The organism is bacterium, assembly GCA_023135785.1.
In the GTDB taxonomy this organism is placed as follows: domain Bacteria; phylum CAIJMQ01; class CAIJMQ01; order CAIJMQ01; family CAIJMQ01; genus CAZNJA01.
The window spans coordinates 1-21,107 of sequence record JAGLSL010000038.1 but is presented as its reverse complement, the minus strand read 5'-3'; the positions used below and the strand labels follow the sequence as shown (position 1 = coordinate 21,107).

Annotated in this window: 21 protein-coding genes; all 21 read right to left on the bottom strand. The window is 37.3% G+C overall.

Features of this window, described 5'->3' with window-relative positions:
- Position 1: 1 nt before the first annotated feature.
- Positions 2 to 2,344, bottom strand: coding sequence for an ATP-dependent DNA helicase RecG (gene recG / locus KAS42_03375; GenBank protein ID MCK4905269.1), 2,343 nt, complete (start codon positions 2,342 to 2,344; stop codon positions 2 to 4).
- Between the two features lies 1 nt (position 2,345).
- Positions 2,346 to 3,065, bottom strand: a complete 720-nt coding sequence (gene lptB, locus KAS42_03370) for an LPS export ABC transporter ATP-binding protein (GenBank protein MCK4905268.1) — start codon at positions 3,063 to 3,065, stop codon at positions 2,346 to 2,348.
- 164 nt (positions 3,066 to 3,229) lie between these two features.
- On the bottom strand, positions 3,230 to 3,814 hold the full coding sequence (locus KAS42_03365) for a hypothetical protein (GenBank protein MCK4905267.1): 585 nt from the start codon (positions 3,812 to 3,814) through the stop codon (positions 3,230 to 3,232).
- A 3-nt stretch (positions 3,815 to 3,817) separates the two neighbouring features.
- Positions 3,818 to 4,336: an LPS export ABC transporter periplasmic protein LptC gene (gene lptC / locus KAS42_03360; protein MCK4905266.1), complete on the bottom strand. Its 519-nt coding sequence runs from the start codon at positions 4,334 to 4,336 to the stop codon at positions 3,818 to 3,820.
- Positions 4,329 to 4,970 carry a DUF502 domain-containing protein gene (locus tag KAS42_03355; protein MCK4905265.1) on the bottom strand — a complete coding sequence of 214 codons (642 nt, stop codon included), beginning with the start codon at positions 4,968 to 4,970 and terminating at the stop codon, positions 4,329 to 4,331. The genes lptC and KAS42_03355 overlap by 8 nt, the downstream gene beginning before the upstream one ends.
- A gap of 159 nt (positions 4,971 to 5,129) precedes the next feature.
- Entirely contained in the window at positions 5,130 to 5,552 is a 423-nt protein-coding gene (gene ybeY, locus KAS42_03350; GenBank protein MCK4905264.1) for an rRNA maturation RNase YbeY, read from the bottom strand.
- Positions 5,527 to 7,080 carry an HDIG domain-containing protein gene (locus KAS42_03345; GenBank protein MCK4905263.1) on the bottom strand — a complete coding sequence of 518 codons (1,554 nt, stop codon included), beginning with the start codon at positions 7,078 to 7,080 and terminating at the stop codon, positions 5,527 to 5,529. The genes ybeY and KAS42_03345 overlap by 26 nt, the downstream gene beginning before the upstream one ends.
- Positions 7,049 to 8,020, bottom strand: a complete 972-nt coding sequence (locus KAS42_03340; protein ID MCK4905262.1) for a PhoH family protein — start codon at positions 8,018 to 8,020, stop codon at positions 7,049 to 7,051. The genes KAS42_03345 and KAS42_03340 overlap by 32 nt, the downstream gene beginning before the upstream one ends.
- A gap of 145 nt (positions 8,021 to 8,165) precedes the next feature.
- A complete protein-coding gene (locus KAS42_03335; protein MCK4905261.1) occupies positions 8,166 to 9,221 on the bottom strand; it encodes a 3-isopropylmalate dehydrogenase in 1,056 nt (351 codons plus the stop codon).
- A gap of 248 nt (positions 9,222 to 9,469) precedes the next feature.
- A complete protein-coding gene (locus tag KAS42_03330) occupies positions 9,470 to 10,531 on the bottom strand; it encodes a hypothetical protein (GenBank protein MCK4905260.1) in 1,062 nt (353 codons plus the stop codon).
- A 30-nt stretch (positions 10,532 to 10,561) separates the two neighbouring features.
- The gene (locus KAS42_03325) at positions 10,562 to 11,116 is read right to left on the bottom strand and encodes a hypothetical protein (GenBank protein ID MCK4905259.1); all 555 of its coding nucleotides are present in this window, start codon (positions 11,114 to 11,116) and stop codon (positions 10,562 to 10,564) included.
- Between the two features lie 247 nt (positions 11,117 to 11,363).
- Positions 11,364 to 12,107 (bottom strand): DUF559 domain-containing protein, encoded by a 744-nt coding sequence (locus KAS42_03320; protein MCK4905258.1) that lies wholly within the window; start codon positions 12,105 to 12,107, stop codon positions 11,364 to 11,366.
- A gap of 230 nt (positions 12,108 to 12,337) precedes the next feature.
- Positions 12,338 to 13,153: a site-specific DNA-methyltransferase gene (locus KAS42_03315; GenBank protein MCK4905257.1), complete on the bottom strand. Its 816-nt coding sequence runs from the start codon at positions 13,151 to 13,153 to the stop codon at positions 12,338 to 12,340.
- Between the two features lie 2 nt (positions 13,154 to 13,155).
- Complete coding sequence (locus KAS42_03310) at positions 13,156 to 14,988, bottom strand: AlwI family type II restriction endonuclease (GenBank protein MCK4905256.1); 1,833 nt, start codon at positions 14,986 to 14,988, stop codon at positions 13,156 to 13,158.
- The gene (gene radC / locus KAS42_03305; protein MCK4905255.1) at positions 14,985 to 16,805 is read right to left on the bottom strand and encodes a DNA repair protein RadC; all 1,821 of its coding nucleotides are present in this window, start codon (positions 16,803 to 16,805) and stop codon (positions 14,985 to 14,987) included. Before radC ends, KAS42_03310 begins: the two co-directional genes overlap by 4 nt.
- Positions 16,806 to 16,808: 3 nt before the next feature.
- Positions 16,809 to 17,735, bottom strand: coding sequence for a DUF91 domain-containing protein (locus KAS42_03300; protein ID MCK4905254.1), 927 nt, complete (start codon positions 17,733 to 17,735; stop codon positions 16,809 to 16,811).
- Between the two features lie 490 nt (positions 17,736 to 18,225).
- The gene (locus KAS42_03295; GenBank protein ID MCK4905253.1) at positions 18,226 to 18,564 is read right to left on the bottom strand and encodes a DUF86 domain-containing protein; all 339 of its coding nucleotides are present in this window, start codon (positions 18,562 to 18,564) and stop codon (positions 18,226 to 18,228) included.
- Entirely contained in the window at positions 18,561 to 18,848 is a 288-nt protein-coding gene (locus KAS42_03290) for a nucleotidyltransferase family protein (GenBank protein MCK4905252.1), read from the bottom strand. Before KAS42_03290 ends, KAS42_03295 begins: the two co-directional genes overlap by 4 nt.
- A gap of 231 nt (positions 18,849 to 19,079) precedes the next feature.
- The gene (locus tag KAS42_03285) at positions 19,080 to 20,075 is read right to left on the bottom strand and encodes a virulence protein RhuM/Fic/DOC family protein (protein MCK4905251.1); all 996 of its coding nucleotides are present in this window, start codon (positions 20,073 to 20,075) and stop codon (positions 19,080 to 19,082) included.
- A gap of 279 nt (positions 20,076 to 20,354) precedes the next feature.
- Positions 20,355 to 20,543 carry a type II toxin-antitoxin system HicA family toxin gene (locus tag KAS42_03280; protein ID MCK4905250.1) on the bottom strand — a complete coding sequence of 63 codons (189 nt, stop codon included), beginning with the start codon at positions 20,541 to 20,543 and terminating at the stop codon, positions 20,355 to 20,357.
- A 1-nt stretch (position 20,544) separates the two neighbouring features.
- On the bottom strand, positions 20,545 to 20,763 hold the full coding sequence (locus KAS42_03275; protein ID MCK4905249.1) for a type II toxin-antitoxin system HicB family antitoxin: 219 nt from the start codon (positions 20,761 to 20,763) through the stop codon (positions 20,545 to 20,547).
- Positions 20,764 to 21,107: the final 344 nt, after the last annotated feature.

The window sequence follows — 21,107 nt, the reverse complement described above, 5'->3', positions numbered from 1 at the left end:
TTTAATATTTTCGTTTTATCAATAATTTTTCTATATACGGAAATTTATTGAATAAAATATCTTTTAGCATATCGTAATTCTCAAGCGCGGGACTTTCTTTTAATAAAGCCTCAGCATCTTGTTTTGCTTTCTCAAGCAGTTCTAAATCTTTTATTATATTGCCCAGTTTTATTTCAGGGAAACCATGTTGTTTTGTGCCGAGAAGTTCACCGGGGCCGCGTATTTCAAGGTCTTCCTCCGCAATTTTAAAACCGTCCGAGGTGGAAGTCATTGCTTTTAGACGTTTTTTACCTTCCTCTGTTTTTGGATTAGATACCAGAATGCAATAAGACTTGTGTTCGCCTCGTCCTATTCTGCCACGCAATTGATGAAGTTGCGCCAATCCAAATCTCTCGGCGTTAAGGACAACCATTACGGTTGCGGATGGTATGTCTATTCCAACTTCTATTAAAGATGTTGCCACAAGGATATCAGTTTTTTTATTGCGGAAAGCTTTCATTATTTTTTGTTGCTCTTCTTTTTTTATCCTGCCGTGTAAAAGCGCAAGTTTATATGATGAGAAAACGTTTTCTTTTAGAAATTCAAAAATTTCAGTAGCGGAATCCACTTCCAATTTTTCCGATTCTTCAATGAGAGGAGTAACTATAAAAACTTGTCGTCCTTTATCCAATTCTTCTTTTATAAAATCGTAAACTTTGTCTTTGTCTTTTTCGTCTATCCAAAAAGTTGAAGTTTGAGCCCTGCCTGCAGGCAATTCATTAAGCGTAGATATGTCCATATCTCCGTATAAAGCCAAGGCCAATGAACGAGGAATAGGCGTTGCGCTCATTATCAATATTTCGGGTTTATGGCTAAAAATATCCATAAAATGCGTTCTTTGCAAAACACCGAATTTATGCTCTTCGTCTATGACCGCAAGCCCCAAATTTTTAAATTCAACATTTTCCTGCAAAAGAGCGTGTGTCCCAATTAAGACATCTATTTTGCCGTCTTTTAGTTTTTTAAGGATTTCTCTTCGTTCTTTTTGTTTTTGCCCTGAAATTATAAGCTCTATTTCCATTCCCAAAGATAACGCGAATTTTTGCAGTGTAATATAATGCTGTTCGGCTAAAACCGCCGTAGGAGCCATTATTGCTGATTGATAACCGTTATCTTTTGCAAGAATAATTGCCCCAAGGGCAATTACCGTTTTCCCTGAACCGACTTCACCGTGCAATAATCTCATCATGCGAGTAGTCGAAGTCATATCCTCTTTGATTTTATTCAATACTTTTTTCTGCGAGTTTGTTAAGGAAAACGGCAGGATTTCTTCTAATTTTTCGAGCAATTCGCCTTCGCTCTTAAATGTTGTCTTTTTATTTTCCTTCTTCATATTTCTCATAAACACAAGACCCAACTGTAGAAATAAAAATTCTTCATATATAAACCTTGTTCTGGCTGTTTCTTTATCTTCTATGCTTTCGGGAAAATGAATGTTTTTTGTGGCTTTTTCAAAACTCATCAATTCTTTTGCATTTATCAGGGCCTCGGGCAAATACTCATAAAGAAAACCATCTGCATCTGATTCTTTTAAAATTGTATCTACTAAAGTTCTTAAATAACGCATGCCTATTTTACCGGTAAGAGGATAAATAGGAACAATTCTACCCGTATGGACGGGATCGTTTTTTTCTACTAATTCAAATACAGGATGAACTATTTGTTTCTCGCCAAACCCCGTTACTTTGCCCGATAAAATAATCTCTTTGTCTATAGGCAGAAGTTTTTTCATGTATGGTTGGTTAAACCATACGCAGACAATCCTGTCAGTTCCGTCATCAATAATTGCTTTTGTTATGCGCTTTCTTCTGGCAGTAAACACATCGTCTCTTACTCTAATTTCTCCTTTTACGGTTACATAATCTCCAAAATTTACCTTTGAAATGGGAGTAAATTTCGAGCGATCTTCATAGCGAAGAGGAAAATGCGTCAACAAATCTCTAACCTTAACAATTTCTAAATTCTTAAGATAAGAAGCTCTTTTGGGCCCTACGCCTTTTACATACTGAATAACTCTTTCCAAAAAAATTAATGATTTTGATTCGTTTAATAACTTTTTGCTTTTTTGCAGTGTCTTTTTTCTTTCATCGACATTTTGCGAAGCATAATCGGAAAACATTTTTTTAAGAACACTAAATCGTTTTAATAGGTATTCTGGTTGCGGATATTCTAAAGCTTTATTAACCCAGTGATTTATATAATTTTTGAAAGAAGGGGTGAGCGAAAGACTCTCAATGTTGGACTTATTTCTAAGCTTACGTTCTAATAGAGAAATTATTTCTACAACAGACGGTTGATTAGACATCTTACATATTGAAACTATGCCCAAAATACAGTTTTCTTGCTGTTGGGTTATTGAGTAATTCTTTCGGGGTCCCTTCGCAGGTTATTTTGCCCGAAGAAATGAGATATGCTCGGTCGGTAATTTTTAAAGTGTCTTTTACGTTGTGGTCTGTAATAAGTATGCCGATGCCTTTCTCTTTTAATGAATTAAGAATGTTTTGTATATCTTGAATTCCAAGCGGGTCGATTCCTGTAAACGGTTCGTCAAGTAGCAAAAAATAGGGTGATAATAGAAGAATTCTTCCTATTTCTACTTTTCTTCTCTCACCTCCGGAAAGAAAGTAAGATAAACTGTCTTGTATTATCGTAAGCCCCATTTCTTCCAGTGTTGATTCCATTTTTTTTTGTTTGTCTTCTTTACTTATGGGTAGGAATTCAAGTACTGCATTAAAATTGTCTTTCACAGTCATTTTCCTAAAGATAGAACTGTCTTGTGGCAGGTATCCTAACCCTTTTCTTGCTCTTAAATATAAAGGCAGGTTTGAAATATTATGACTGTCTAAATATATGTCACCCTTATCAGGTTTGTATAATCCCACCATCAATCTAAAAGTAGTTGTTTTGCCTGCGCCATTGGGACCTAGGAGACCGACAATTTCGCCTTTGCTTACTTTTAGAGATATGTCTTTGACTATTTGTTTTCTGCCTAAAGATTTAACTAAATTTCTGCCTTCAAATTGCATGGTTACACTTCGCTTTAAAATTAAACATCAAAAATCAAATATCAAAATTACATATTAAAATGTAAAAAGGCGAACCCAGTGTTAACAAGGTTTTATTGATTGATTTTACTAATATCAAGTATTTCGCATCAAGAATTCTGTTTCTCATTTTCAACTTTGATTTGTCATTTTGCATTTTTATTTTTAATTTCTTCATTATTTCCCGTACTGATTTCCCCTTTTACACCTTTTGTTATATTAATAATCTCTTTTGCTGTATCAAAACTAATTTCTTCTCCCTTAAACATCGTCTTGCCGGAAGAAATCCAAGCAGATTTTTCTAAAAGTATTAAGTCTTTGTCGGGATATATTTCTATTATCTCTGCGCCACATTTCTGTTTTTCTCTTATCAGGTCGGCATTTCCTTCGGCTGTTATCTTTTCTACTTCGTCTTTTTCATCAAAAAATATAATCATTTTATCCGCAGTAATATTGCCTTCTTTGGATATCATGGTTGCGTTGCCGGTAAATATGGCTGTTTTTGCTCCGTATTCCCATCTTAAGGAATCTGCCGTAATCTGGCGTTTATATAAACTCTCGTCATTTATTTTAGAAATCTCTTCGCCGAATGTTATTGGTATAGCGCTTAAAATAAAGAAAGAAACAAATATTAACCCTGCAAAGAAACCAGCCTGCTTCTTGGTTACGAGTAAGTAAAATCCTAATCGTCTCAAAGGAATTATCTTATTTAAATGATAGTTTTTTCTCATTGTTTAATTGATTCGCATTGTAACATCTTTCTTAATAGTCATTATATCCCCGGATGGAGCAAATTCTATGCCTTCGCCTTTAATATTCCATTTTTCAGCTTCTATTTCTACTTTGTCTTGTGTATGCATAGTTTCGGATATGGAGTCCCACGATAGACTGTCGCATTTTATGTTTGAATTTAGATAACCTATTACTTGAACATTATTTTTTAAATATATCTCATCTCTCTTTTCTGCTGAAACATTTTCTTTCACTACTCCGTCATCTGCTTTTATTGTAAACGAGTTTTTGTCTTTGGGGTAAAATTTTACTTTTACTCCTTTAAGTGTTTTTACGTTTTCGTCAAATTGCGCAGAATCTGCCTCAAGTTCCCACTTGATAATTTCTCCGTCCATTTTTTTTGCTCTGAATCCTTTGGTTATGGATTGAGCGAAAAGCAGGGTTAAGCACAAAGGCACAAAGGCACAGAGGCACAGAGTTGCCTTTTTTATTTTTCTTTGTGCCTGTGGTATTCTATTCACTTTTTATGATTTTTGAATTTGGAAGAATTGCTCCTACAGAAATAACGAATCTCATTGCGTCTTCCACCGAGATGTCGAGGGGCATGACATCTTTTTCCGGCAACATCAGCAAAAATCCGCTTGTTGGATTTGGAGCTGTTGGCAGAAAAACACTTACATGCGGTTCTTCACTCTTACCGACAATCCCATTTTTTATAGTCGATGTTACAAATCCTACTTGATATATACCCGCATGAGGATATTCTATGAGAACAACTTTTTGGAGAACTTTTAATCTCTGGCCGAAGAAAGTGTGAGACATTTTCTTTGCTGTCTCATAAACCCATTTTACAACCGGAATCCTATGTAGAATTTTTTCCGTTAAATCTAGAATTTTTTTCCCGAAAACATTTCTTGCGGTAATACCTATCATAATTATTGCAAAAATACTTAAAAGGATTATGCTTATTGACCAGAAAGCTTTTGCGAATAAAGATGTCTCTGTCGGCAGTAACGTTAGAGAAGCTGCAATAATCTTTGATACAAAAAACCATAAAATCCATAGGGTAATGGTTATGGGAAGAACGATGAAAAATCCTGTTAAAAAATTATTTCTTAATCCTCTTCTTATGCTTCTGCCCTCTTTTTCTTCCATTTTTATCCCTCCCGTAGTACTCCCGTAGGAGTACGGAGTCCCCCCTGCTAGTTTTCCTTGCCCCGTGAAATGCAAAGCATTTCCGGGGCTTTGGTCCTTGAAATTCTATAGAATTTCTAAGGGGAAAACAGAGGGGAGATCTATTTCTCTTCCCTTCTTTTAATTTTTCTCTTTTAATGACGTAAGAATTTTTTCCTGTTTAGCCCACATCTTTTCCTTTGACTTAGATGTGTAGTCGGTTTCTCCCAAAAGATGCAAAACACCGTGTATTACCAGTCTTGCAAGCTCATCTTCTAATTTCTCCTTATATGTTTTTGCTTGTTCTTTGGCTTGCATCAATGAAATTGCTATGTCTCCAAGATATGGCGAACGTTTTTCCCCGTAAGGAAAAGCAAGCACATCCGTAGGTTCATCGGTATTTCGAAACTTTTTATTAAGTTGGCGTATTTGGTGTTCGTCTGTTATAAGAATGCCTAAAGATTTTTTTTCTTTACCCATAAACGATAGGGTTTTCTCTCCGGCTTGGAGTATTATATTGCGGTATTTGTTTGCTTTTTTATTCTCTTGTATTTGAATGTCCATTTTTATCTTTCGTGTCTTTTTCCGCGTCTGTTTCCTCGGAAGACGGATATTTGATTCGGCTATGGAAGGTTCCCGTAAGAGATTGAATCAAACTTTCCTGAATCACGTGCAAATCATTAAAGTTAAGTTGAGATTCGTCAAGTTGTTTTCCCAGGAGTTTTTCATTTGTTAACTTTTCTACCAAATGTCTTATTCTTGCGGGCGATGGGTCCTCAAGTGTGCGGGAAGCCGCTTCTACGCTATCTGCCAACATTACAATTGCGGCTTCTTTGCTTTGAGGTTTGGGACCAGGATAACGGAAAGAATCTTCGTCAACCGTATCGTTGGATTCTTTTTTCAAGGCTTCCTGATAAAAGAAAGAAGTAAAAGTTGTGCCGTGATGTTGATTTATAATATCCCGAATTTTTTGAGGCAGGCGGTATTTCTCTGCTAATTGAACCCCTTCTTTTACATGAGAGATAAGAATTAAACTAGAAAGCGCAGGGTTTACTTTTTTATGCCTGCTCTTGGAGTTTAAGCTTAAATTTTCCGCAAAGTATGGCGGGTTTTTTATTTTTCCTATGTCGTGGTAATAAGCGCCCACTTTTGCAAGTAACGAGTTTGCATGTACTTTTTCTGCCGCCGCTTCAGCTAAATTTGCAACCATTAAACACGACTGATAACTGCCCGGAGCTTTTTCTCTTAAATTAACCAACAAAGGATGAGTCAAACGTGATAATTCTAATAGTTTAGCCTCGGTAATTTTCCCGAAAAGGTTTTCTAAAAAGGGCAATATTTCCAACGCTAAAAAGGCTGAAACCAAAGCGCTTCCTACAACGTATAATCCTTGTATCGCAATGTTTTTGACGGTCCATCCTTGTGAAAGCCCCCAACTTATTATGAATACTGCTCCAATGCTTCCTGCTACAAGCCCCATTTTAAATAAGTCTCTGCGTTTGTGTATAAAAGGAATACTCAAAGCAGCTAATCCGCCCATCATTATAAAAGTAAAAACAACGTCTATTCTGAAATTTGATATAAATCCTATTAGTCCTCCCAAAATTATTATACAGGCAAGCGCTTCGCGTCCACCAATCAATGAAGCAAGTAGTATCCCCGTTAAAACTGCAGGAATGCTATATTGTGAGAGTGTTGTTTTGGAAAATCCGTGTGCTATTAAAAGTGTTCCGAAATTGATTAAACAGAAAATTAAAAATTTAAGAGGATGCTTTATAACAGAAGCATTATATTTGGAAAGATAAAACAGCATTAAAAATAAGAAAAGGAATACACATAAAGCTATCCCTGCGATTTGCGGCAGGTTTGCATTCAAATCCTGCAATAAGTTCATGGATTTTAAAACAAGCCCGAGTGTAGCTATATAAAAAATAATGCCGATTAAGCATGTGTTGACTTTACGCACATATTCCAGCGGTTTCCTGAAATATTTAAGCTGTTTCTTTATAGTAAGGTAAAGTTTCTTTTTTATTCCGCTTTTTGGGCGGACCAGCTTTACGTCAGTTTGTTTTTTTGTTTTTCTGTTTTTCATAGGCTCTTATAATTTCTTGCACCAACTTGTGTCGAACAACGTCTTTTTCCGTGAAATATGCAAAGTCAATGCCTTTTATACCCTTAAGGACATGTTGAACTTCTATAAGACCCGAAGCAGTGCCTACGGGTAAATCAATCTGTGTAATATCTCCCGTAACTATAACTTTAGAATCAAATCCCAAACGCGTCAAGAACATCTTCATCTGTTCGGGCGTGGAATTTTGAGCTTCGTCCAGCACGATAAAGGCATCATTAAATGTTCTGCCCCTCATATATGCAAGCGGTGCTATCTCAATTATATTTCTTTGCAAGTATTGATGCAATTTCTCCGTTTCCAACATTTCATATAAAGCGTCATAAAGCGGACGAAGATACGGATTGATTTTTTCCTGCAGGTCTCCGGGCAGAAACCCCAATTTTTCTCCCGCCTCAACGGCAGGACGCACCAAAATTACTCTGCCGGTTCTATTATTTGCCAAATAATGCACCGCCATAGCCATTGCAAGATATGTTTTTCCCGTTCCCGCGGGGCCTATCGAGAAAACAATTTCGTTTTCCTTTATAGATTCTATATATCTCTTCTGGGCGGGATTTTTGGGAACGATATATTTTCTTTCGGCGGGAATCTCTATCCTGTCTTGTATAATTTTCTCCAAATTGCCTGCTTTATCTTTATTTGTTTTTTGCATCGCAAAAAGAATATCGTCCTCTGTTATATCCTCCTTGTTTTCAGATAACAACAATATCTTGTCCATAAACTTTTTGGCTTTAGACACCTGCGCAGGTTTTCCTTTTAGAGCTATATCCTCGCCTCGGCCTATAACGACGATATCAAATTCCTTTTCCAATAGATGTGACAATTTGTCGTTTCTGCCAAGTATCTTTAAAGTTTGCTCTTTATTGGCAAGAGAGATTCTTCGAGTGGTTGTTTTCCGCATCTGTTAATAAGATATTAAAGAACAGACAGAGAGAAGTCAACTGTGTAAGTGTATGGTTTATGGTTTCTGGTATATAGTACATAGTATATGGTATGTACTATATAAAAGACTAAATACCAAATACTATGTACTGTCCCTCGTTTATTTATATCCGCGCCACCACTAAATCGCCTACCTGCGATGTAGTATATCCCATTTTACCCGCGCCTAATGATTTCAATTCTTTGCGGACGATATCTATTACCGCGTTCTCAATCGCTTTTGCCGCTTCCGCTTCGCCCAAAGTTTCCAACATCATAGCGCCTGCGCAAATTGCGGCTAACGGGTTAATAACATTTTGACCCGTATATTTCGGAGCGCTTCCGCCGATTGGCTCAAACATAGAAACGCCTTCGGGATTGATGTTTCCGCCTGCGGCAATTCCCATCCCGCCCTGAATCATCGCGCCCAAATCGGTTATGATATCGCCGAACATATTATCCGTAACGATAACATCAAACCATTCGGGATTTTTAACAAACCACATAGTTGTCGCGTCAACGTGAGCATAATCGGTTTTAATATCAGGATATTCTTTTGCCACCTCGTTGAAAGTTCTCTGCCATAGATCCCAGGCGAAAGTTAAAACATTTGTCTTCCCGCAAAGAGTCAGTTTTTTGCCTTTATTCCGTTTTTTAGTCACCTCAAAAGCGTAACGGATACAGCGCTCTACACCTTTTCTCGTGTTATAGGAAATCTGAGTCGCCACTTCATCCTTAGTTCCTTTATTCTGGAACTCACCCATGCTCTTATAAAGCCCCTCTGAATTTTCCCTAACAACAACAAAATCAATATCTTCTGGCTTCTTATCCTTTAGTGGACAAAACGCCTCATTATAAAGTTTTATCGGACGCAGATTTATATATTGGTCAAGCGAAAATCTTAAATTCAATAAAATACCCGTTTCCAATATGCCCGGTTTTACATCGGGATGACCTATCGCGCCCAGATAAATTGCCGAATATTGCCTTAATTCCTCTATATCTTCTTTATCCAGAGTCTTGCCTGTCTTTAAATATCTTTCACCGCCAAAATCAAAAGTTTTTGTTTCATACTCAAAACCAAACTTTTTACCGGTTGCTTCAAGCACCTTCAGACCTTCATTTACCACCTCTGTCCCCGTTCCGTCACCGGGAATAACCGCAATTTTATATTTAGCCATTTTTGCTCCCCCTTTTAGTTTAAGGTCGGTATTATGAAGAATAAATCCTTTTCAGTCAAGCCCCGAAGCACTCTTCTGATTTAATCAGAAGAGTGCGGAGCCCCCCCCCGTAGTACTCCCGTTGGAGTACGAAGTCCCCCCTGCTTTGATTTCAAGGAAATCAAGGGGGGATCGTATCCAGTACTTAGCATCTAGAATCTATCCTAACGTCTATAGTCTAATGTCTAAAGTCCATTTACCATTTCTCATCATCTCAACCCGGCGCCTACATATATTGCGGCTTCTTTTTTATCCTTAAGAAGCTTGATGAAAGCTTTGCCATCGCCCCGAAGTAATTTTCTTGATAATTTAAGCTCAAGACCTAAATTTTTGCCCATCTCATTTTTAATCCTGAATTTGATCTCATCTTTTTTGGTAAGTCTGGCATCGGCCCCAAACTTAATAACCTTGGGCCTGCCTCGCCAGTTTTTAATGGCGGAAGTGGCAGAAGTGGCGGGCTTTTCGTACTTAATTTCGAACAACAGTCCAACATTTCGCTTTATCTTCCATTTGCCGTAAAGGACTAAAGTCCTTTTAAACGGCTTCCTTCTGTTAGAGCCCCCTATGCCGATTTCGTATTTTATATACTTTTCGTGCAGAAACCCCAAGCCGGTCCGGAAATCAAAAACCGATTTCCCTTTCGGGCTTAGTTCATAGGACAACTTGTTTCGCTTGGTGATATCAAAAGAACCTTTGAAAATGAGGGTTTCTTTAAGTGTTTTTTTGCGTATCAGCTGGGCTTTCTCATATTTATAAACTATCCTGTGCTTCTTATCAATTTCCCAGATGCCGTCAAAGGTTAGGGTATCGTGCCTGCCTTCACCCTTCTTTACCCTGAAGGTTAGGCGATTATGCTTATCCGCCTGCCACCTGCCTTGCAGTTTTAGAATATTTCTTGTATCAAGATTTTCCTCGGACCTTGTCGTTACTGCAAAAGAGAGGGAACTTGAAGAAACAGATACTATCTCACCCTTTAAAGTAATCTCATCCCCCATCGTCTGCCTGCGCCAGTTATCCAACGTAAGCACTAAGTCATGATTTTTATTTAAAGACCATTTACCTCTTAGCTTTACCTGATGCGGCGCCTTGCTCTTTGTATCAAGCCCATACATCGGAGCTTTGATATGGTAAATCAGGGTCCCATTTGGACCTGTTTTGAACTTTCCGTCCAATACCCTGCGGAAACGAGACAACGGAAGTTTTCTACCGGTTTCCTCAACAACCAACCGATTATACGGATCCACCTCATAGCGCAGTTTTTCTTTTGCCATTTATTTTGGATTGAGTCTAATGTCTATTGTCTAACGTCTAGTATTTAGCCAGATATCACTTACTTCATTAAATAATTTTGCATCATCAAAATCGGCAGGGAGGATATCTTCGGAACGTTTGTTAAACAAATTATAACCTTGCTTATAAAACCCGTTCGTTACGAGTTCAGAACAGATCAAACGTTTTTTGCTGTTGAAAAGATTTCTCAAAAATAAAAACGCTCTGCCTAAATAACCCGCAATAATAGGAAAACGCAAAAGCTGAAGGTAATCATATGGGATATTGTTCATAGCTGCCCACCACAGCGCAACTTTTATTCTGTCGTAATTGCTCCCGAATTTCCTTCTCATCACCTTTATTTCTATTCCTCTGTCAACATACTTTTCCTGCAGATTGCTCACTACAGATTGGGGAATCCATCCTTCGACCAAATCATACCCACCGATACTTCCGGCAACATGCGTCCATTTACTGCTCTCGCCATAACCGAGCTTCTTTTGAATATTTATTGTTGCCCTTGTGCCACCGGCAACTAAAATAATATCACCAATTTTAATTTTGTTGGGATCGACAATTTTTTTCATTGTTCACGTAGTGCCCTGAATCCTACGTGGTTCAGGGTAACTCTACTTGTTTGTGATTCTTCAGTCATATTTCACTAATGTAAAATGTCAAGATTTGACCCTTTCTTGCTCTTTCTTTTTGCAGGGGTAAACTCCCCTTTTGTCATTCTCGCGAAAGTTTACCTGCCAATCTTTAGTGGTGGGCGGGAATCCAATTCAATCTGTCCTTCTATTTCGCATCCGTCGTATTTTTTAATGGGCGCTGTCCCTAATTTGGGTCCCTAATTTTGAAACCGCCCAAATTATTTATGGTTTTTTCTATTGTCGTAAAACAGCCCCCAATATCGCCATTAATTTCTTTGCCCAAAAATCTCAACACACTCCATCCGCAACTGGTTAATTGATTATTCCGTTGTCTATCTTTAGTCATTGCTTCGGGTAAAATATGATATTTCTCACCATCACATTCAATATCAATATTCCCTTCACGACAAAACACGCCAAAATCCAAACAATAAAACTGCCTGCCAACTTTAACATAAAACTGCCTTTGCGCTTCTATATCTCGCTTTTTCATTTCCAAATACATTTTCTCTTCCAAAGGGCTGCTATCCCACAAATCATTAATTTCTTCCGCAGTCAATAACTTTTCCAAACTCGTGGGTATATGAATAATTCTTCTCCACGTTTTGCTTGGGATTGGTTTTGGCAATTTTTCTATTTCGGCCAAAGAGAACTTAAAATAATCATTCATTGCCTTTGGATGGGCGGGTTCATCGGGGAAAAGGTTAATTCTTTTAGTTGTCTCGCATCCTAAAACTTTTGCGTAATAAATTACTCTATACTGATACTCATCCCCGAAAACTTTTGGAAAATAAAAAGCCAGATACTCTATTACATCGGCATTCTTGGGCGCAGATTTAACAGGGATATGATACCAACCTTCTTTTTGAATTTTAGGCCAAAGTTCTTTTCTGGGAACAATCCCAACCAACGCCGGTTTTTTAGGCATTATTTAGTTTTGTGTTAATGCAAGACCTGACCCTAATTTTCATTATGTCAAATGTCAAGATTTGACCCTTTCTATTTCTTTCTATTTGACCCTTTCTATTGCAAAACTGAACCGCTGGTATATCTGATTAGTCTCTTCCATTTCAAATTCATACTGTCTATAACATAATTTGAAGAATAAAGTGTCTGGTTTTTTAGAATCCATAACCTATCCCCTCCAGATTTTGATTTTTAACTATCATCTCTTAATACTTTCTTTTTCAATTTTTTCTTTTTTTCATTGTGAATTCTTTTTTTTGCCGCTTCAATATACTTTTTATTCTTTTCAATTCCTATCCAGTTTCTGCTAAGTTTTTCAGCAATCACCGCCGTTGTGCCACTTCCTAAAAAAGGATCAAGAATTAAATCACCCTTGTTTGATGAGGCAATAATTATCCTTTTTAGCATTTCTTCTGGCTTTTGGGTTGGATGTAGGGCGCGACCATCTTTTCCATGCAATCTCTCTTTGCCTTGCACAAGAGGTAGAGACCAAACATCTCTCATTTGCTTTGGAGAATTATCTTTTTGCTTCTCAGGATTTATTTTTTTAAGCTCTTGGTAGTTAAATACCCATTTTTTGCCTTTCACAGCCCATACAACAAATTCTGTTGAGTGAGTAAAAACCCTTTTGGTCATGTTGGGCATCGCATTTGTCTTTTGCCAAACAATAACATTGTTGATTTTGAAGTCGAGTTGTTTAAGAACAATCATTACCTCAGCAATATTGTGATAGGTGCAAGAAATGTAAATTGAGCCGTTGTTTTTTAATACCTTGAAGCAAGCTCCAATCCACTTTTTTGTAAATTGTATATACTCTGGAGCAGTCATCTTGTCCCATTCTTCATTTACCATATACCAATCACCACCAGTTTTATTGCCCTCCCATTTGAGTCCATTGCCGGAAAGATTGTAGGGGGGGTCGGCAAAAATCAAATCAACTGATTTTTTATCAATTTTTTCATTCAAAACTTTTATGCAATCGCCTTGGTAAATAGTATCCAATTTCATAATTATTGCTTTGCTAAAACAGATTTTTGCCAAGCAGTGATTGTCTCCGGTATTCGCTCAATCCACTCCTCAGAATGTGTTACATGATTCGTAAGCCCCAAAACTTGCTTGTAAAGATTTAATAATTCATCATGTGTAAATTGATTCCCTTTCTTTCGGACTTCCAGGAGAATTTCGAGCAATCTAATAAATTGCGCAATGGAAAGAGGAACGATTCTTTGTGTTGCTCCTTTGTACCCATATTTAATTGCCATCCAGAACGTCTCTACTGTATCTTGATGTAGCCGCGGAGCGATAAATAGGCAATAAGTTGCTTTGTCGGTGTGGAAATTCTCGAAATCTCTCACATGGCGCATGACTGGCTGGCCTTCGTTATACCATTGCGAACGATTTGTAAGCATTGTAACTTCACATACCGAATTAAACTTTTCGTAGAAGCATTCTATGTCTGGTTTATTAGCGGGTGCAGTAAAAGTTGGTTCATTATCATCACCCACCGGATAGTTTGGTTTTATCTCTAATGCATCGTTGAGAGCATTGAGTGCAAGCGTTGAGAGTCTTTCAAGTTCAATGCTCTTTTTTTTGCTTGATTTATGAATAGTTTGGAGTGCGTTGATGTATTCCTTGATTTTCGATACATCTTGGGACTCAAAACGAGTTTCCACTTCTTGCAGTTTTCTACGATAAAATCGTAAATCTTCAATATATTGCTTTAGCTGTTCTGTATTCAAAGATTTTACCCCTTGAAAATTAAAGACAGAAACGCTTATCGCTTTTGATATCAAAGCCGCTACGTAATTCTTTGCATCTTGGGTTAGCTTTTCTGCAATTTTTACTAATTCAGATTTTGTCTCCCACGGCAAAACAGGTTGCTCAATATCGGCAAGATATTCTATATATGCATCGGCATTTTCAAATACTAAAGGAGAAGCATTATCGGTTGATAGCAGATTATCAATTTCAATAGACCTTCTTGGCTCCAGATCAACATAAAATCCACCACCTCGAATATGTAAGTATCTGGTCAATCTAAAATATCGAATTGCATTGTCGCCATAATCCTTAAGGTTGTTGAGTAGCTTTGTAATTTCGTCAGTTTTTTCTGTTCCTAAAAATGCCATGGCAAAGTTTTTCCTAAATTGTTCTTTGAAGTGTTTTCTACTCTTGTCATCTTTCTGTGAACGTAGTCCAGTGCGATATTCAATCAATTTTTCCGCTTGTTTTTTGATGCTCTTATAATCAATAAGTGTTAAAGCAAAAAGAGAAAATTCATCCTTGTTTATTCCGATTGGATCCCTCCCAAGTTTGCCCCATATTTTATTTACTTCGTTAATAAGATGTAAAGTCCCAATAAAAGGTTTGATAGAGAATCCATCTCTTTTAGAAAATGTCCTACTTGCTGGATTGGGAAGTTGCCATTTCAAAAAATGGATAAAGAATAATTTACCTAAATCATACTCCTCGGAAAGGAAATATTCGCCAAGCGGGGTTATTTTCACGCCTTCAGCCGAATTTTTTGCAATACATAATCCCATTTTATTAAGTGGTGCAACAGAGTTTCGGCCACGCATTGCAGGGTCTTTATAATTTTGTGCATTAAAAATTTCTTTTGCTAGAGAAGATGGCATTTCTTTTTCAAGATCATCAAAATACTCTTTTTGCTCTTTAGTTAAATCAGTCGGTTTGTATATCTTATTTTGAATGAGAAGAATTTGATATTCAATTTGATTTTCCAAATTAAACGGTTGTCTCTCTAACTCTTTCAAAACGAGCAAGAAGTCCCGTAATCTATCGGGGTTTCTAACAGTTGTTGATATTGACCAAGGTTTTCTCATAATTGTTTTGTTACTTTGCAATAAAAAACTCGCTCAGTGTGTCCATCTGTATTACTTTTGCCAGTTGTAAATGCTTTATAATCTCGTTCAAAAATATCAACACCGCCACGAGTTTTTAATATATTTATCATCAGTTCATCACTAATCCGAGCATTTGATCGTCCATCCTTAGATTCGCCCGTATTATTATAAGAGACTAAAATATGCTTACAGTTTGCATTAGAAATCAAATCAGTAAACGCTCTCGACGCCGATTTTAAGCAGTAATCACTTTTAATATGTGTTCTGTCCATTTTTTTCGCTTTGCCGTGAACCAATGGCTTTTCCCACATGGCAAGGTTTTCTAATAAATGGTACGCATCTGAGTACTGGCGAGAGTTATAGGGAGGATCAATATACAAGACATCGCAATTTATTTTTCTAATAAGCTGGTTTGCGTTTTCTTTGTATATTTCGTTATTTGAATTATTCTCTGGCTCAAAATCTGGAACTAAAAGGCGCAATGGCTGAATTGTGTCTAATTTCTTTCTGTACGCGTCATAATGACCAACCGTATTTGCTACCTTATCGACTGCATAGAGCAATGCGGTAATCAAAATCGCTTTTTCATTTTCGTTTTCTGCAATCTTGTCAATTTTTTCCCTAATAACTCCGATTTTACGGGCATTCTCTAAGGTAAAAAAGGTATTACCGAAATGTCTTGAAAAATAATTATCATTGTGTGCTTCTAAGTTATTAAGCAATCTTATTTTCTTTTCTACTTCTTCAAAATCAATTTCCGAAGTTCCCAAAAAGGCTTTTAATGGAAGGTAATTGCTTGTTAAAAAATCATTCGCAATAATCTTTATACTTTTCTCGTTAAACCGCTCGCCTACAACACCGGTACCTGCAAAAATATCGCAAAATACACCGAAGCCATTGCACTTTTCGTTAACAATGTCCTCAATAAAACCAAGCAGTTTATACTTATTTCCTAAAAACCTTCTATTTTGTAGCTGGAAATGTCCGGACTTTGTTCTATTATCGGGATAAAAATATACTTTATGTATTTTTTTAATTTCTGGTGTATACGTCGGTTGTTTGGTTTCCAATAGATCAAAAAGCGAATACTGTACGCCATCGGAAACATAAGACGTGACTTTCTGGTCAGGGTTTTGCATATCAGTAAAAAAGCTATGAGTACTGTTTTCACTAACGATAATAAAGTCAATAACATTTACGCCCATTATTTTCCCCGCCTCGAGAATTTTATTTACGATCTCGATATCTTGCTTGCTAGGAGTAACATCTCCCGACGGGTGATTGTGCAATAGAACGATACCAGCCGCCCTTAACTCTACGGCAGGCCCAAAAATTTCGCGTGGATGAATAATGCTTTTATCTAATATACCAATTGAAATAACTTCTTTTTTAATCAGCACATTTCTTGCGTTGAGATAAAGACATACCAGATATTCTTTTTTCTTATCTCGTATATCGGAAGTTATAGAAATTGCATCTTGTGCTGCCAAAATGATATTGTCCTTTGGGGAAGAATCCAAGTAAAACCTTTTTACCAACTCCAAAGCAGAAACAATTTGCAAAGCTTTTGCCTGGCCAATCCCTTGAATTTCAAGAAGATCATCAATAGATAAATTTAAGAATTTCGCGCTAAACTTTCTAACAATCTGCCCAGCTAATTCTTTGACATTCTTCCCTTTTATTCCACTACCAAGCAAAATAGCCAAAAGCTCGCTTTTAGATAGTGCATCCGGTCCTTTCTCTAAGAATCGCTCTCTGGGCCTATTAACTTTTGGAATATCTTTAAGTTTTGCCATAGTTTACTTTTTTATAAGTTTGAAATCGATTGTATAGGTATAAAAATCAATATTCTGGGCAACTGATAGTGCTCTTCGTAAACGAATATCATCTTCCAATGCAATAATTACTCCCCGAACAACTTGCCCTTCTTCTGCCAACTCTTCCTTAACATATCCCATATAGCGTTGGACTTGCCCAATAACTACATCACTTGCTCGTCCTTTTTTGAGCTCTACTATTAGTAATTCTTTTTTATTCTTGCTAATCGCCAAAATATCTATTGATCCAGTGTCACTTTTGTATTGCTGTCCGACAAGTTCTCCTTCCACTTCAAAGATATCGTATTTTTTGTCAAGTTCAGTGTGTTTCCAATTTTGCACCAAGAAATCCTCTAGGTGTTTTTCTATAGCAAATGCCGTTGGGTCTTCAATAGATTTATCAGTTGCGAAAATAGTTGGTGGACGATCTCCAGCAATTAGTTGTTCTATTTCTCCTGCGTATTTAGTAACGTTACTCAATGTTCCAATTGCACCAGTAGAGTATTGCAAGGCTTGACTCATTTGTGTTCTTTCGATTGTATTTGAGAACCAACGAACACCTCGTTGATGTGGAAGATTTGCTCCCTTATGGTAAGAATAATTTATTATAACTTCTCCAACATAGTATGAGCCTTTACCATCTGGACACAAAACAATATCGTCTATAAGTATGCCCTTACTTATGCTCCATAACATGCTACAAGCAAGCCCAGCCGCAATCTTTGATTTGTCGGGGTATTCTTTAAGATATAAGGGAATTATTTCTTTTCTAAACTCTCGCCAGTCTTCTAATAACTTGTTTGTTAAATCTATGTTTTTAAACCATCCTACACCGATAAAATTTCCCTTGTAGGCCTCGTCTGCATGCGCACTTTGACGACCCAGCATTATTCGATAGTAGCTTTTCATAAAATTTCCTCCCCCAACAAAAAACCCTCGCCTTTTTTCCTGCCCTCAGCGAGGCAGGTAAAGCGAAGGTTTTACTTTCCACCACAAAAATTGGCGGACCAGTTTTTGACTGGTTTTAGTGTCCAGGTTCCCCCTTCTAAACTCAGGACTGTTATATTTAAATTCATTTTACTCCTTACAACTTAAAAGTCAAAATTTCCCCCTATTATATGGGAATTTTCAGTGAACTCAAAATTCAGTTTACAGTTTACAGTTTACAGTGAAAAGCATTACAAATCGGCAGACAGGGTTTTCAGTCCGATGTTTCGATGTTACATCGAAATTCGGACTCCTTCGGAGTTTTTAGTTTAAACTTACCACTTACAATTCGCCCGTCCACTTTTGGTTAGACGGACTTAGAACTGATTGGTCTTGATTCTCTGATGTCGCAGTAATTGTCACAGTAATTTGTAGTATTGAGTTGGGTCGGTAGGTCTTCAGGCTATAATAATCAAGCTTTTAATACTTTTTTGATTTTTGCTTCTAAAGGCGGTATTTCGTTTTTTATTATATCCCACATGATTTTGAGGTCTATTCCAAAATATTCATGAACTACTACATTTCTGAATTGAATTAGAGATTTCCATTCAATATCTTTATATTTATCTTTTATTGTTTTTGGTATTTGTTTGGAAGCTTCACCCATAATTTCGAAGTTTCTTACTACAGCATCAATTGTCTTATTATTTGGGGAGAATTCTTCAAACGTCATGTCCTCGGTATATTGTTTAATTTTTTGAATAGATTCCAATATATCGTCGATGTATAGTTTATAATCTCTTTTACTCATATTATTTTTTCTGCTTCTTTGAGAATCTGAGACTTTATGCGTTTTTTAAGGGCATCCTTAGAGACTAAATCCACTGGTCTGCCGATTAATCTTTTTAATTCTGAAAGAAGACCGATATAGTTGCGGAAAGTGGGCTGCCTAAATTCTATTAGGAAATCCGCGTCGCTTCCTTTATTCTGTTCACCTCTTGCGTAAGAACCGAACAGCGCAATAGTGGCTACTTCATATTTCCGCAAGATATCTTTATTGTTTCTTACAATTTTTTTAATCTCTTCTTTTGTCATTTCCATGGGCATATTATATTCCCCTCTTGAACGAAGAGCAACCATGAACCACGTAGGGTTCACGGGAATGACAACTAAATGGATTCCTGTTGTAGTTTTTATTGTTGGATTCCCGCCTACCACTAAAGATTGGCGGGTAAACATTCGCGGGAATGACAAGAGAATGGATTTCCGCTAGAGTTTCCCCCTGCGAAAGCAGGGGCGGGAATGACAGGGTGAAGAGGATAAGGGTTAGGCGATTAGTAGGTTGGTGATGATTTTAATCAGGTTATCTTTTTCTTTGGGGTTGCTCACGGCAATTAAAAGTGATAAGGCGGTTAAGGCATTGTCGTTTATTTTCTTTTCACCGCTTGTTTTGTAAAGATGGTTGTTTTTATCTAAAAAATAGACAAACAAAAATGAGCCGATGCGTTTGTTTCCGTCAATAAAGGGATGGTCTTTGATTATGAAATATAAAAGATGAGAGGCTTTTTCTTCCAGTGAGGGATATAATTGTTTGCCGCCAAAGGTTTGGTAGATACTACCTAAAATGCCTTGAAACTTTTCGCCTGATTCATTGCCAAATAAATTGCTTGCTTCTTTTTTAGAAGCCAATTCGGTTTTTATTCTGCGGATAACCTTGAGAGATCCTTCATATTTTAAAACAAATTTCCCCTTTGTTTTTTTAACCAGTGGCAGTTTTTCTTTGTCGTATTGGTCAAGCAGGGTAAGGGTTTTGGAATAATCAGCAAGAAGGTTTAAGATTTCCTGTTCTTGTCCGGATAGAAGTTTGTGTCGGGCTTTACCCTGTAAAAGCTCAATCGCATTCTGTAGTTCCTTGAATTTTTCTTGAGTGGTTAATAATCTCTTTTCGTTGATGGTATATCCTTTAACTAAATGTTCTTTAAGTGTTTTTGTTGCCCATATACGGAATTGGGTAGCACGCTTGGAATTGACACGATAACCAACGGAGATAATCATATCCAGATTGTAAAGGTTCATTTTTCTTATTTTGCCGTCTGCAGCAACCTGTTCCAAAATGGAACAGGTTGATTTTTCGTGAAATTCGATGGTTTTGTAGATATTATTTATGTGTTTAACTATTGCCGGACGATTGACATCAAAAAGTTGTGCTATTAAATGAGCGTCAAGCCATACAGTATCTTTCTCTAATTTTACCCGGATTCCTGGACCCGATGGAGATTTATAAATTACTATCTCGCCTTTTTTAATTTCCTGTTTTTTCATATCGCTTTTATTATATTCCCCTATTTAAATAACCGCAACCATGAACCACGTAGCGTTCACGGGAATGACAGGGGGAGAAGAGATTGCTTCGTCGTTCCCACTCCTTGAAGAGTCCGTATACTCCGTCCTTTCGGAGTCATCGGGCCTCGCAATGACAAGGAAAAGGGAAGGGCTTTGGGATATTGGTAGAAGAATAACGAAACAACTAAATGGATTCCTGTTTGCACAGGAATGACGAGAAAAGAGCGCAAAGTTAAGGCTCAAGATTACAGCTGTAGTTTAGAATCGGGGTTTGAGAGCAGCTTGTTTGCATAATTCGTTTGCTGTAATTCTATCAATAGTGCGGTGTCTTTTAATAGGGATTGTTTTTAGATTGTTGGTATAAATGGAATGTTTCTTCCCCTCACGTAGCAGATAGAAACCGTTTTGTTGAAAATATTTGATAAGGTCGCGACGTTTTACTGACATGCTAAATATTGACGGGGACTTGTTCTATAAGGGCGCCGCCGATGGGAATTTCTTTGTCTTGCTGGTTGTATGCGGCTACCATTTCTCGTAGAGCATCTTTGAGCATTTCTCGGGTTTCTTCGAGAGTTTTGCCTTCTGTCACTATTTCGGGCCATTCTACTAATTGCGCCATATAGCCTGATTCTATTTTTGTATATTTAGCTGTATAGTTGCTAAGCATGCATTCACCTCCACATTTTTTGATTGGGCATATTATAGATGTTCAAGAAAGAGTTGGCAACAGGGAGGAGAAACAGGCACAAAGATGAATAGTAAAAGAATAAAGAAACAACTAAATGGATTCCCGATAGAGTTTACCCCTGCGAAAGCAGGGGCGGGAATGACAGGGTGAAAAGAGATTGCTTTGTCGTTCCCGCCCCCCGAAGAGTCCGTATACTCCGTCCTTTCGGAGTCATCGGACCTCGCAATGACAAGAGAGGTGGGTGGGAATGACAGGAGGAAGGGGCACAAAGTTAAAACTTATAGCCTTTTTAAAAGTCCTGCAGAAGTTCAGAAACATAATGG

Coding starts and splice junctions, on each gene's coding strand:
- KAS42_03330 (MCK4905260.1), bottom strand. CDS start 10,531: ATGGCAAAAGAAAAACTGCGCTATGAGGTGGATCCGTATAATCGGTTG.
- recG (MCK4905269.1), bottom strand. CDS start 2,344: ATGTCTAATCAACCGTCTGTTGTAGAAATAATTTCTCTATTAGAACGT.
- KAS42_03345 (MCK4905263.1), bottom strand. CDS start 7,080: ATGAAAAACAGAAAAACAAAAAAACAAACTGACGTAAAGCTGGTCCGC.
- lptB (MCK4905268.1), bottom strand. CDS start 3,065: ATGCAATTTGAAGGCAGAAATTTAGTTAAATCTTTAGGCAGAAAACAA.
- KAS42_03300 (MCK4905254.1), bottom strand. CDS start 17,735: ATGAAAAGCTACTATCGAATAATGCTGGGTCGTCAAAGTGCGCATGCA.
- KAS42_03280 (MCK4905250.1), bottom strand. CDS start 20,543: ATGTCAGTAAAACGTCGCGACCTTATCAAATATTTTCAACAAAACGGT.
- radC (MCK4905255.1), bottom strand. CDS start 16,805: ATGGCAAAACTTAAAGATATTCCAAAAGTTAATAGGCCCAGAGAGCGA.
- KAS42_03335 (MCK4905261.1), bottom strand. CDS start 9,221: ATGGCTAAATATAAAATTGCGGTTATTCCCGGTGACGGAACGGGGACA.
- ybeY (MCK4905264.1), bottom strand. CDS start 5,552: ATGGACATTCAAATACAAGAGAATAAAAAAGCAAACAAATACCGCAAT.
- KAS42_03275 (MCK4905249.1), bottom strand. CDS start 20,763: ATGCTTAGCAACTATACAGCTAAATATACAAAAATAGAATCAGGCTAT.
- KAS42_03290 (MCK4905252.1), bottom strand. CDS start 18,848: ATGACAAAAGAAGAGATTAAAAAAATTGTAAGAAACAATAAAGATATC.
- KAS42_03310 (MCK4905256.1), bottom strand. CDS start 14,988: ATGAGAAAACCTTGGTCAATATCAACAACTGTTAGAAACCCCGATAGA.
- KAS42_03295 (MCK4905253.1), bottom strand. CDS start 18,564: ATGAGTAAAAGAGATTATAAACTATACATCGACGATATATTGGAATCT.
- KAS42_03365 (MCK4905267.1), bottom strand. CDS start 3,814: ATGAGAAAAAACTATCATTTAAATAAGATAATTCCTTTGAGACGATTA.
- KAS42_03355 (MCK4905265.1), bottom strand. CDS start 4,970: ATGGAAGAAAAAGAGGGCAGAAGCATAAGAAGAGGATTAAGAAATAAT.
- KAS42_03325 (MCK4905259.1), bottom strand. CDS start 11,116: ATGAAAAAAATTGTCGATCCCAACAAAATTAAAATTGGTGATATTATT.
- KAS42_03320 (MCK4905258.1), bottom strand. CDS start 12,107: ATGCCTAAAAAACCGGCGTTGGTTGGGATTGTTCCCAGAAAAGAACTT.
- KAS42_03340 (MCK4905262.1), bottom strand. CDS start 8,020: ATGCGGAAAACAACCACTCGAAGAATCTCTCTTGCCAATAAAGAGCAA.
- KAS42_03285 (MCK4905251.1), bottom strand. CDS start 20,075: ATGAAAAAACAGGAAATTAAAAAAGGCGAGATAGTAATTTATAAATCT.
- KAS42_03315 (MCK4905257.1), bottom strand. CDS start 13,153: ATGAAATTGGATACTATTTACCAAGGCGATTGCATAAAAGTTTTGAAT.